Genomic DNA, 12,229 nt, shown 5'->3' with positions numbered 1-12,229 from the left:
AGTATCGGGAGACCAGGAAGGCAACACCGCGGCATGGCTGAATACATCTACACGATGCGGAAGGTCCGCAAGGCGCACGGCGACAAGGTCATCCTTGACGACGTCACGCTGAGCTTCCTGCCTGGAGCCAAGATCGGCGTGGTGGGACCGAACGGGGCCGGAAAGTCCAGCGTGCTGCGGATCATGGCCGGGCTGGACAAGGCCAACAACGGCGACGCGTTCCTGGCCAACGAGGCGACGGTGGGCATCCTGCAGCAGGAGCCGCCGCTCAACGAGGAGAAGACCGTCCGCGGCAACGTCGAGGAGGGCCTCGGCGACATCAAGGTCAAGCTGGACCGGTTCAACGAGGTCGCCGAGCTGATGGCCACCGACTACTCCGATGAGCTGATGGAGGAGATGGGCCGGCTGCAGGAGGAGCTGGACCACGCCAACGCGTGGGACCTCGACTCCCAGCTGGAGCAGGCCATGGACGCGCTGCGCTGCCCGCCGCCCGACGAACCGGTCACCAACCTGTCCGGCGGTGAGCGGCGCCGGGTGGCGTTGTGCAAGCTGCTGCTGTCCAAGCCCGACCTGCTGCTGCTCGACGAGCCGACCAACCACCTCGACGCCGAAAGCGTGCAGTGGCTCGAACAGCACCTGGCCGCCTACCCGGGGGCGATCCTGGCGGTCACCCACGACCGCTACTTCCTCGACAACGTCGCCGAGTGGATCCTCGAGCTCGACCGCGGCCGCGCCTACCCGTACGAGGGCAACTACTCCACCTACCTGGAGAAGAAGGCCGAGCGGCTCTCGGTGCAGGGCCGCAAGGACGCCAAGCTGCAGAAGCGCCTGCAGGAGGAGCTGGCCTGGGTGCGGTCGGGCGCCAAGGCCCGCCAGGCCAAGAACAAGGCCCGGCTGCAGCGCTATGAGGAGATGGCGGCCGAGGCGGAGAAGACCCGCAAGCTTGATTTCGAGGAGATCCAGATCCCGACCGGTCCGCGGCTGGGCAGCATCGTGGTCGAGGTTGACCACCTCGACAAGGGTTTCGGTGGCCGCACCCTGATCAAGGATCTGTCGTTCACGTTGCCGCGCAACGGTATTGTCGGTGTCATCGGCCCCAACGGCGTCGGCAAGACCACGCTGTTCAAGACCATCGTCGGGCTCGAACAGCCCGATAGTGGCACCGTCAAGGTCGGCGACACGGTCAAGCTCAGCTACGTCGACCAGAGCCGTGCCGGCATCGACCCGAAGAAGACGGTGTGGCAGGTGGTCTCCGACGGACTCGACCACATCGTGGTCGGCCAGAACGAGATCCCGTCGCGGGCCTACGTGTCAGCGTTCGGGTTCAAAGGCCCCGACCAGCAGAAGCCGGCCGGGGTGCTGTCCGGCGGTGAGCGCAACCGGCTGAACCTGGCGCTGACCCTCAAAGAGGGCGGCAACCTGATCCTGCTCGACGAGCCGACCAACGACCTGGACGTCGAAACGCTGGGCTCGCTGGAGAACGCGCTGGAGAAGTTCCCCGGCTGCGCCGTGGTGATCTCGCACGACCGCTGGTTCCTGGACCGCACCTGCACCCACATCCTGGCCTGGGAAGGTGACGACGACAACGAGGCGAAGTGGTTCTGGTTCGAGGGGAACTTCGGCGCCTACGAGGAGAACAAGGTGGCCCGATTGGGCGCCGAGGCCGCGCGTCCGCACCGGGTGACCCACCGCAGGCTCACCCGCGACTGACCCACCCGCGACCCGGGCTCGGCTGCCGCGACGAACACTCCACCCGGGGCTTCGACATGAATTAGTGTCGGCCCAGACGGCGTGCGGCTATTGGCGCTGAGGGAGGAGCGGTCCGGTGACAGTCCATCCAGGTGCTTCCAGCTCACGCAGTCCTGTTGCGTGGACGTCGTTCTCCCGTGCCGAGGATGTTCCCCAGTGGGTGTGTGCGCTGTATGCGGGCACCTATCGCGGTTCGCACAGCGATGGGCCGGAAACAGCCGGCCAGCTCGCTGACACCGCGATCATCCACCGCGCCGCGGCGTCGGCGGTGATGCCGTCGATGATCAGTGCCCATGGCCGGCTGGCCCAGCATCGCCCCGCCGGGGAGAGTCGGGTCGCCGTCTACGGCCCCGACGACCCGGCGGGGTTCGGCCCCGCGCTGCAGGTGGTCACCGAGCACGGCGCGGAGCTGATCGACTCGCTGGCCGTGCTGCTGCACCGCCTCGGGGTGGCCTACGTGGGCATCATGACCCCGGCGTTCACCGTGCACCGGACCCCGGCGGGGGAGTTGCAAACCGTGGAGCCCCGTACCGATCCGGGTGCGGGCGGCGTCACCGAAACCTGGATCCATGTCCGGTTGGCTCCCTCGGTCGACCAGCAGGCCCTGGCCGAGGCCGGCCGGCTGCTGCCCCACGTGATGGCCGAGGTGCGTCAGGTCGCCACGGATACCGCGGCCATGGTCGGCGCGCTTTCCGACCTGGCGGGGTACGTGGACCGCGATCCCGACGGCCATTTCGACAGCCCGGATCGGCGCGACGTCGCCGCGCTGTTGCGCTGGCTGGCCGACGGTCACTTCGTTCTGCTCGGCTATCAGCGCGGCGAGGTGCGCGATGGTCAGGTGTCGCTGGAATCCGCGCTTCGGCTCGGCGTGATGCGGCTGCGCAAGGCGTCCCATGCCCGGCTGCGCGACGACACCGGGCTGTTGATCCTGGCCCAGGCCACCGTCCCCAGTTATATGCGGATGGGCTCGCACACCTATGTCGTCGTCATCCGCGAGAACGCCGGAACCGCGGTGATCGAGCATCGTTTCGTCGGTCTGTTCACCGTGGCTGCCATGAACGCCAACGTGCTGGACATCCCGGTGATCTCGCGCACCGTCCAGCAGACACTCGCGTTGTCCGAACGGGATCCGAACCACCCGGGCCCGTTGGTGCTCGACATCATCCAGACGGTGCCGCGCTCGGAACTGTTCGCGATGAACGCCGAACGGCTGTTCGCGATGGTGATGGCGGTGGCCGACCTGGGATCTCGCCGCCGCGCCCTGCTGTTCCCGCGTGCCGACCAGCTGGGCCGTTTCGTGTCCTGTCTGGTCTACCTGCCCAGGGACCGCTACACCACTGCGGTGCGTTTGGCGGTCGAAGACATCCTGGTCACCGAATTCGGCGGCACCAGCCTGGAATACACCGCGCGGGTCAGTGAAGCTCCCTGGGCGCTGGTGCATTTCACGGTGCGGTTGCCCGACGGTGGCGGAACCCAGGTCGACACCTCCGAGACCAACAGGGTCCGGATCCAAGCGATGCTGACCGAGGCCACCCGGACCTGGGCGGACCGGCTACTGGGTGCCTCGCAGACCGGAGCGCTACCCCTGCTGCAGGCCGAGCATTACGCGGCGGCGTTCCCGGAGGTTTACAAGCAGGCCGTCACACCCGCCGAGGCCATCGAGGATATCGCGAACATCGAAGAGCTCCGCGACGACTCGGTCAAACTGGTGTTCTCCCGGGATGGCAACGGCACCAACCAGCTGACCTGGTACCTGGGCGGTCACGGCGCCTCGCTGAGCCAGCTGCTGCCGATGCTGCAGAGCATGGGTGTGGTGGTGCTCGAAGAGCACCCGTTCACGGTGACCCGCGCCGACGGGCTGGCGGTGTGGATCTATCAGTTCAAGATCTCGCCGCACCCCACCATCACGCTGCCCGAACCGGGGCCCGAACGTGATGAGATGTCGCGGCGGTTTGCCGACGCCGTCACCGCGATCTGGCAGGGCCGGCTCGAAATCGACCGTCTCAATGAGCTGGTGCTGCGGGCGGGGTTGACATGGCAGCAGATCGTGCTGTTACGGACATATTCGAAATACTTGCGGCAGGCCAGATTCCGCTACAGCCCGGCGCACATCGCGACGGTGCTCAACGAGCACCCACAGACAGCGCGATCACTGGTCGCTCTGTTCGAGGCGTTGTTCGACCCGCGCCCGTCCGGGCCGGAGAAGAGCCGCGACGCGCAGGCCGCCGCGGCGGCCGTGGCCGCCGACATCGACGCGCTGGTCAGCCTGGACACCGACCGGGTGTTGCGCGCGTTCGCCTCACTCATCCAGGCCACCCTCCGAACCAACTACTTCGTCACGCGCGAGGGCTCCGTACGCGGCGCCGATGTGCTTGCCGTCAAACTCAATTCGCAGCTGATCGACGAGCTTCCCTTGCCGCGGCCGCAATTCGAGATCTTCGTGTACTCACCCCGGGTCGAGGGTGTGCATCTGCGGTTCGGGTTCGTTTCGCGTGGCGGTCTGCGCTGGTCGGATCGCCAGGAGGACTACCGCACCGAGATCCTGGGCCTGGTCAAGGCGCAAGAGGTCAAGAACGCGGTCATCGTGCCGGTCGGCGCCAAGGGCGGATTCGTCGTCAAGAACCCGCCGCTGCCCACCGGCGACGCCGCCGCCGACCGCGATGCCACCCGCGCCGAGGGGGTCGCCTGCTACCGGCTGTTCATCTCCGGGCTGCTGGAGATCACCGACAACGTCGATCACGCCACCGGCGCCGTCAGCCCCCCGCCCGAGGTGCTGCGCCGCGATGGTGACGACGCCTACCTGGTGGTTGCGGCGGACAAGGGCACCGCCAGCTTCTCCGACATCGCCAACGAGGTCGCCGGGTCCTATCGATTCTGGCTGGGCGACGCGTTCGCCTCCGGTGGTTCGGTGGGCTACGACCACAAGGCGATGGGCATCACCGCCAAGGGCGCCTGGGAGTCCGTCAAGCGGCACTTCCTGGAGATGGGTGTCGACACCCAGAACGAGGACTTCACCGCCGTCGGTGTCGGGGACATGAGCGGCGACGTGTTCGGCAACGGCATGCTGCTGTCCACCCACATCCGACTGGTCGCCGCCTTCGACCACCGGCACATCTTCCTCGACCCGGATCCGGATGCGGCCCGGTCCTGGACCGAGCGGCAACGCATGTTCGATCTGCCGCGGTCCAGTTGGGACGACTACGACAAGGCGCTGATCAGCGAGGGCGGCGGCGTATTCGCCCGCGGGCAGAAGTCCATCCCGGTCAGCCCGCAGGTGCGCGCCGTACTCGGCATCGACGACGACATCGCCGAGATGACACCGCCGAACCTGATCCGGGCGATCCTGCGGGCCCCGGTCGACCTGCTTTTCAACGGCGGAATCGGGACCTACGTCAAGGCGGAGGCGGAGTCCGACGCCGACGTCGGTGACCGCGCCAACGACCAGGTGCGGGTCAACGCCAGCCAGGTGCGCGCCAAGGTGATCGGCGAGGGCGGCAACCTGGGCGTCACGTCGCTGGGGCGGGTGGAGTTCGACCTGTGCGGTGGGCGGATCAACTCCGACGCGCTGGACAACTCCGCCGGGGTGGACTGTTCCGACCACGAGGTCAACATCAAGATCCTGATCGACTCGCTGGTGACCGCCGGCAAGGTCGAAGCCGGGGAACGCACCGAACTGCTGTTGTCGATGACCGACGAGGTAGGTCGTCTGGTATTGATCGACAACGCCGAGCAGAACGATCTGATGGGCACCAGCCGGGCCAATGCGCCAAGTCTGCTACCGGTGCACGCCATGCAGATCAACCACTTGGTCGCCGACCGCGGATTGAACCGTGAACTGGAGGCGCTGCCGTCGGACAAGGAGATCCTGCGCCGCGCCGAGGCGGGTCTGGGGCTGACCTCCCCGGAACTGGCGACGTTGATGGCCCACGTCAAGCTTGGGCTCAAGGCCGAGGTGCTGGCCACCGATGTGCCAGACCAGGACGTGTTCGCCTCCCGGCTGCCGCACTACTTCCCGGCGGTGCTGGCCGCCCGCTTCGGCTCGGAAATCCGCACGCACCAACTGCGCCGGGAAATCGTGACCACCATGCTGATCAACAATATGGTCAACACCGCCGGCATCACCTACGCCTACCGGATCACCGAAGACGTCGGGGTCGGGCTGGTCGACGCGGTGCGCAGCTACGTGGCGACCGATGCGATATTCGGCATCGGCGACCTCTGGCGGGAGATTCGGTCGGCGGGCCTGCCGGTCGCAGTATCCGACCGGATGACGTTGGATCTGCGCCGGCTCGTCGACCGGGCCGGGCGCTGGCTGCTGAACTACCGGCCGCAGCCGTTGGCGGTCGGCGCCGAGGTCAATCGGTTCGCCAAGAAGGTCAAAGCGTTGACGCCCCGGATGGGGGAATGGCTGCGCGGCGACGACGAAGCCATCGTCGCCAAACAGGCCGGCGAGCTGGCGTCCCGCGGTGCCCCCGAGGATCTCGCGTTGAAGGTCGCCACCGGCCTCTACCAGTACAGCCTGCTCGACGTCATCGACATCGCCGATATCGTCGACCGCGACGACGCCGAGGTCGCCGACACCTACTTCGCGTTGATGGACCGGCTCGGCACCGACGGGCTGCTGACCGCGGTATCCGCGCTGCCGCGCGACGACCGGTGGCACGCGTTGGCCCGCTTGGCGATTCGCGATGACATTTACGGTTCGCTACGGTCGCTGTGTATGGATGTGCTCGCCGTCGGTGAGCCGGACGAGGACGGAATGCAGAAGATCGAGGAGTGGGAACACATCAACGGGTCCCGGGTGGACCGGGCACGACGGACATTGACCGAGATCTACGCCTCCGATGAGCGGGATCTGGCCACCCTGTCGGTGGCCGCGCGGCAGATCCGCAGCATGACCCACACCAGTGGCCGGGGGCCGGGCGCTTGAGCACCGCCGCCGGCACAGCGGGTTTCGTCACGCCCGTCCCGGTGCGCTGGTCGGACATCGACATGTACCAGCACGTCAACCACGCGACCATGGTCACCATCCTGGAGGAGGCGCGGGTGCCGTTTTTGGCGCCGGTGTTCGGTGGCGAGATCATCACCACCGGTCTGCTGATCGCCGAGGTGCGGGTGGCCTATAAGGGTCAGTTGCGGCTGACCGATTCGCCGCTGCAGGTGACGATTTGGGTGCAGCGGCTGCGCGCGGTCGACTTCACCCTGGGCTATGAGGTGCGTGGCGCCGGTGCCGCGCCCGACTCCAAGCCGGCGGTCATCGCCGACAGTCAGCTGGCCGCGTTCGATATCGATGAGCAGCGTTTGGTGCGTCTGTCGCCGGATCATCGGGAGTATCTGCAGCGGTGGATGCGCTAGCCGCGCGTGGGGTGTGGCTGCCCGACACCGGCGATCGCCGAGATCTGGCCGCGTTCGTCGGCCGGGCGCTGCGCCTCGACGACGCCGCGGTGATTCGGTTGCGCGCTCGCCCGGGCGAGTTGGTGGCGGTCTGGGTGGGCACCGGGTTCGATGTGCTGGCCGGCCGGGTGGTGTCGGGTCGCCTGCAACCCACTGACATGTGTGCCAGTGCAAGCGAATTGGCTGGAGGGCTGGCCGCAATCGATGACGCCGGCTACGTCGACCCCGGATCGCCGCGGGATTCCGCATGGCGGGGTGTGTTGCCGCCGGAGTCGGGGTTCACCCATCTCGACGACGTCCCGGTCGAGGTGATACTCGATCTGGCGCAGCACGGTGCGCGGCTGATCGCCGAGCACGGCAGTTCCGCGGAGCTGCTGGATCAGGAGGTCATTCGGGTCAGCGCAGCCGAGGCCAGTGTGGGCGTCCCGCTGCGCTGTGTCTTCGCGTTGACCGCGATGGGGTTCGTGCCACGGTCGCCGGCCGACGCCGACATCGAGAGCGTGCGAGTTCGGATCCTGCCGGCGTGGTTGCGCCTTGATGCCCCGTTCGGTTCGGTGTATCGGCGTCGAGGCGACCCTGCGCTGGTACTGGCATGAGCAGCGGTCTATGCCAGCCAGGCTGCGGTGTCCGGCGGCAGACGGTCACCCAGTAACGGTCCGCTGGACAACAGGACCCGGCCGTCGGGCAGTGCCATCGGCCGCTGCCCGGTGTTCACCGCGCATACCAATCCGCGGCGCGCAAATGCCAGCCCGTCGTCTTGGGTGGGCAACCATTCGATCTGATCAGCGTCGAATTCTGGCCGATTGCGCCGCATTTCGAGTGCGGTCTGGAACAACGACAGTGTCGACTCGGGATCCGAGAGTTGGCGTTCTACCGTCAGCTCGGCCCACGGCGGTGGAATCGGCAGCCAGGTGTCGGCGTTGGTCGAGAATCCGAACGGCGGGGCGTCACCGCGCCACGGAATCGGCACCCGGCAGCCGTCGCGGCCGCGTTGAGTGTGCCCGGAGCGCTCCCACACCGGATCCTGCAGCGCCTCGTCGGGCAGGTCGACGCCTGCCAGGCCCAACTCCTGGCCGTTGTAGACGAACACCACGCCCGGCAGCGCCAGCAGCACCAATGCCATCGCCCGCGCCCGCGCCAACCCGATCTCACCGCCGCCGTAACGGGTGACGGCGCGGTCGACGTCGTGGTTTTCCAGTGTCCAGGTGGGGGTGGCGTCGACCAGGGTGGTGGCGGCCAGCGAATTGTCGACCGCCTCGCGGATCTCGTCGGCGGCGAAGCCGGCTTGCAGCAACCGGAAATTGAATCCGAGGTGCAGCTCGTCGGGTCGCAGATAGTGGGCGAACTGGGCGTTGTCGTGCACCCAGATCTCCCCGATGCTGACCGCGGCCGGATACTCGTCGAGGACGGTGCGGATGGCGCGATGAATCGGGTGCACGCCGGGCTGGTTGAACCGCGGATCCTCATCCTGGTGGCGCAGCACGTGCTGGCTGGTCAGGTCCATGTCCGGTAGGCCGGGCGCCTTGGCCATCCCGTGTGCGACGTCGATGCGGAACCCGTCCACCCCGCGGTCCAGCCAGAATCGCAGCGTCTTCGCGAAATCCTCGAAGACCTCCGGGTTGTCCCAGTTCAGGTCCGGCTGCTGGGCGTCGAACAGGTGCAGATACCACTGACCGGGCCGCCCCCCGTCCGTCACCCGCGACCAGGCCGGTCCACCGAACACCGACACCCAGTTGTTCGGCGGCAGCCGTCCACCGGGGCCGCGGCCGTCGCGGAAGATGTACCGGGCCCGCGCGCTGCTGCCCGGGCTGCTGGCCAGCGCCTCGACAAACCAGGGATGCGCCGAACTGGTGTGGTTGGGGACCAGATCCATGGTGACCTTGATGTCGCGCCGGTGCGCGGCATCGATCAACCGATCCAGCGCCTGCAGACCCCCGAACAGCGGGTCCACGGCGCGCGGGTCGGCAACGTCGTAGCCGTGATCCACCATCGGGGAGACGGTGACCGGATTCAGCCAGATCGCGTCGATGCCGAGTCGGCTCAGGTGCTCCAGTCGATCGGTGACGCCGTCGAGGTCACCGATCCCGTCGCCGTTGCTGTCGGCGAAGGAGCGCGGATAAACCTGGTAGAAGACGCTGCGCAGCCACCACGGCTGAGCTGTGTGCGGCATCAGAACGGCGCGTTGACCAGGGCCTCTGCGGCCATCGTCAAGTAATCGAGCAATTCGCGGCGGTGCTCGTCGCTCATCGTCGCCGAATCGACCTCGGCGATCGCGATGCTCATATTGCGCAGCCACGCGTCGCGTTCGATCGGGCCGATCCGGTAGGGGATGTGCCGCATCCGCAGCCGGGGGTGACCGCGTCGTTCCGAATAGGTGCGCGGGCCGCCCCAGTACTGCTCAAGGAACGTCCGCAGCCGCTCTTCAGCGCCGTGCAGATCGTCCTCCGGGTACAGCGGACGCAGGATCTCGTCCTGCGCGACCAGCTGGTAGAAGCGGGCCACGATGGTATGGAACGTGTCGGCGCCGCCGACGGCGTCGTAGAAGGACTCGGGTTGCATCACCTCCATTGTGGTCTATCGCCACCCGGCGCCGCGCACCCGATGTTCATCGGCTCGACCGCGGACACACAGCAAATGTGGGTGCGGACCACCCCGATTCATGGTGAACTGGTCCGCGGAGGATTTATGGCGCAGCGCAGAACACGCCGCAGCCACCACAGTCACGGTGCCGCGGCAGGGCTCAGCGGTGCCGGCCTGCATGAGGTTCCCCCGCCTGGTGTCACCGCACCCGAAATCGGCTCGATCTGGACTCGCCGGCGGGTGCTGCTGCTCAATTCCACCTACGAGCCGCTGACCGCGCTGCCGCTGCGCCGCGCCATCATCATGCTCGTCTGCGGCAAGGCCGAAATGGTCCACGACGATCCGTCCGGACCCGTCATCCACTCGGCGACCAGGTCGATCGCCGCACCGTCGGTGATCCGGCTGCGCAGCTACATCCGGGTGCCGTACCGCTCGCGCATCCCGATGACCCGCGCCGCGCTGATGCACCGCGACGGCTTCTGCTGCGCGTACTGCGGCGGCCGCGCCGACACCGTCGACCACGTGGTGCCGCGCAGTCGCGGCGGCGACCATTCCTGGGAGAACTGCGTCGCCTGCTGTTCGACCTGCAACCACCGCAAGGCCGACCGGTTGCTGCACGAGCTGGGCTGGACGCTGCGTCTGGTGCCGGCGTCGCCGCAGGGCCAGCACTGGCGGCTGTTGTCCTCGGTGAAGGACCTGGACCCGTCGTGGGCCCGTTACCTCGGCGAAGGCGCCGCCTGATTCAGGTTGGCGTTTGCGCGACGTTGCGCCGATACCAGCGGCGGCCGTGCCAGCGCTGGTAATGCCATACCGCCGTGGGTAGCGCTCCCCGCCGGTGCAGCCAGAACCCGGCGGGCGGATGCAGACCGGCGGGTTGGCGCCCCAGCGTGATCTCACCGAGGACGACGCCCTCGCCTTCGTCGGCGCACCGTTGCGCGACGACGGTGCCGTCCGCCGCCGCGATCAGGGTGGAGCCCTCGAACCGGCCGCGGTAGGTCAGCGGCAGCCACGGCATCGCGCACGTCAGGACGCCGGCATGGGCCGCATGCACCACAGGTGCGCCGATGTACTGCGCGAACGAGGCCGCGGCGCGGCGGGCGGTGGCGGCATTGTCGCGTTCCAGGCGCTCGAACAGGGAGCGCGGTGTCCAGTCCGGAATCGACCACCAGCCCGATCCGGTCATCGCCAGGTCGACGCGACCGCGCAGGCGTCGCACGGTCTGGGTGCGCATCAGCTCCCAGCACACCGCGGCCCCGACCCGATGATCGCCCGCGCTGAGCACGCCGTCGTCGTCGCCGCCGACATAGAAGGCGTTCTCCCACATCGTCGGCAAATCCTTGTCGTGCCGCCCCACCACGCCGCTCGGATCGGCCAGGACGTAGGCGTTACGTACCTGGCCGTCGCGATCACGGCATAGGAACGACCCTCCGACCAGCGCCCGATGCCGGCCGGCCAGTGTGGTCAGAAGTTCGGTGGCCGCACCGTCCGGGGGCAGTGCGGCGGTGGCCAGCGACGGTGCGAAGCCGATCCCGGTGCTGAAGAACTCCGGCAGCGCGATGATGGTGGCCCCGGCCCGGCCCGCCTCGTCGGCAAGGCGCTCGCAGGCGGCCAGGTTGGCCGGAATATCGCCGAGTTCTGCCTCCAGCTGGATGGCGGCCGCAAGAACCATGCTGCTGAACATAGCGCCGGGTTGCCGCACCGGGCGGACCGCGGTGGGTTAACGTTTGGGCGTGACCCATATGGAGAGCCACCTCATTATCGTGGGCGTCCCGGCGTTGATCGTCGCGGTGCTGTCCGCGTTGATCTGGTCGCGCAAGGGACCCCATCCGGCGACCTACAAGATGTCCGAGCCCTGGACGCATCCGCCGATCCTGTGGGCGGCGACCGACGAGAACGTCGGCGACAGCCACGGCTCGTCCGAACTCAGCGTGGGAGGTAGCGCAAGTGGCAAGTGGTGACGTGGCGACGGTCGCGATCGAGAACCTGCCGCCCGGCTCGGCGATCACCACCAGCGGCCGCATCTCCGGGGTCACCGAACCCGGTGAGCTCTCGGTGCACTACCCGTTTCCGACCAAGGATCTGGTCACCCTCGACGACGCCCTGACCTTCGGGTCGCGGGCGGCCAAGGCGCGCTTCGCCGTCTACATCGGGGACCTGGGTGCCGACACCGCTGCCCGGGCCCGCGAGGTCCTGGCCGCCGTGCCGACGCCCAACGACGCGGTGCTGATCGCCGTCTCGCCGGATCAGCGCGCCATCGAGGTGGTGTACGGATCGCACCTTGCCGGCCGCGGAGCCGAGTCGGCCGCACCGCTCGGTGTGGCCGCCGCGGCCTCGGCGTTCGGCGAGGGCAACCTGATCGACGGTCTGGTCAGCGCGGTTCGGGTGCTTTCCGCCGGGATTTCTCCCGCTTAACCCCCATCCACAACCGCGAGCGTGCGCAGTTGTACACGACACGCCGGTCAGCGGCGTACAACTGCGCACGCTCGCGGCCTAAGAGTGGCCTAGA

10 protein-coding genes are annotated in these 12,229 nt (G+C 67.9%); 7 read left to right on the top strand and 3 right to left on the bottom strand.

All coding sequences use genetic code 11. The features are described 5' to 3' along the window. The first annotated feature begins 33 nt into the window (after positions 1-33). The 4 genes from ettA (at position 34) to AC5Y36_RS23685 (ending at position 7,739) form a co-directional block, all read left to right on the top strand. A complete protein-coding gene (gene ettA / locus AC5Y36_RS23700) occupies positions 34-1,710 on the top strand; it encodes an energy-dependent translational throttle protein EttA (protein WP_500043413.1) in 1,677 nt (558 codons plus the stop codon). A 115-nt stretch (positions 1,711-1,825) separates the two neighbouring features. Then, complete coding sequence (locus tag AC5Y36_RS23695) at positions 1,826-6,679, top strand: NAD-glutamate dehydrogenase (protein ID WP_500043412.1); 4,854 nt, start codon at positions 1,826-1,828, stop codon at positions 6,677-6,679. Then, the gene (locus AC5Y36_RS23690; protein WP_500043411.1) at positions 6,676-7,104 is read left to right on the top strand and encodes an acyl-CoA thioesterase; all 429 of its coding nucleotides are present in this window, start codon (positions 6,676-6,678) and stop codon (positions 7,102-7,104) included. Before AC5Y36_RS23695 ends, AC5Y36_RS23690 begins: the two co-directional genes overlap by 4 nt. Then, positions 7,092-7,739: a DUF8010 domain-containing protein gene (locus AC5Y36_RS23685; RefSeq protein ID WP_500043410.1), complete on the top strand. Its 648-nt coding sequence runs from the start codon at positions 7,092-7,094 to the stop codon at positions 7,737-7,739. The genes AC5Y36_RS23690 and AC5Y36_RS23685 overlap by 13 nt, the downstream gene beginning before the upstream one ends. Positions 7,740-7,747: 8 nt before the next feature. Here AC5Y36_RS23685 and AC5Y36_RS23680 read toward each other — a convergent pair whose 3' ends face one another. Next, on the bottom strand, positions 7,748-9,313 hold the full coding sequence (locus tag AC5Y36_RS23680; RefSeq protein WP_500043409.1) for a glycoside hydrolase family 13 protein: 1,566 nt from the start codon (positions 9,311-9,313) through the stop codon (positions 7,748-7,750). Then, complete coding sequence (locus AC5Y36_RS23675) at positions 9,313-9,702, bottom strand: globin (RefSeq protein WP_500043408.1); 390 nt, start codon at positions 9,700-9,702, stop codon at positions 9,313-9,315. The genes AC5Y36_RS23680 and AC5Y36_RS23675 overlap by 1 nt, the downstream gene beginning before the upstream one ends. 126 nt (positions 9,703-9,828) lie before the next feature. Here AC5Y36_RS23675 and AC5Y36_RS23670 point away from each other — a divergent pair, with 126 nt between their 5' ends. After that, positions 9,829-10,464, top strand: a complete 636-nt coding sequence (locus tag AC5Y36_RS23670) for an HNH endonuclease (RefSeq protein ID WP_500043427.1) — start codon at positions 9,829-9,831, stop codon at positions 10,462-10,464. A 1-nt stretch (position 10,465) separates the two neighbouring features. Here AC5Y36_RS23670 and AC5Y36_RS23665 read toward each other — a convergent pair whose 3' ends face one another. Continuing rightward, positions 10,466-11,392, bottom strand: a complete 927-nt coding sequence (locus tag AC5Y36_RS23665; RefSeq protein ID WP_500043407.1) for a carbon-nitrogen hydrolase family protein — start codon at positions 11,390-11,392, stop codon at positions 10,466-10,468. Positions 11,393-11,462: 70 nt separating this feature from the next. On the opposite strand from AC5Y36_RS23665, the gene ctaJ reads away from it, so the two are divergent. Next, the gene (gene ctaJ, locus AC5Y36_RS23660) at positions 11,463-11,681 is read left to right on the top strand and encodes an aa3-type cytochrome oxidase subunit CtaJ (RefSeq protein ID WP_500043426.1); all 219 of its coding nucleotides are present in this window, start codon (positions 11,463-11,465) and stop codon (positions 11,679-11,681) included. Further along, positions 11,668-12,135 (top strand): DUF5130 domain-containing protein, encoded by a 468-nt coding sequence (locus AC5Y36_RS23655; RefSeq protein WP_500043406.1) that lies wholly within the window; start codon positions 11,668-11,670, stop codon positions 12,133-12,135. The genes ctaJ and AC5Y36_RS23655 overlap by 14 nt, the downstream gene beginning before the upstream one ends. Positions 12,136-12,229: the final 94 nt, after the last annotated feature.

This window comes from Mycobacterium sp. NGS50 (assembly GCF_059812545.1).
This window is presented reverse-complemented; position numbering and strand designations above follow the sequence as displayed.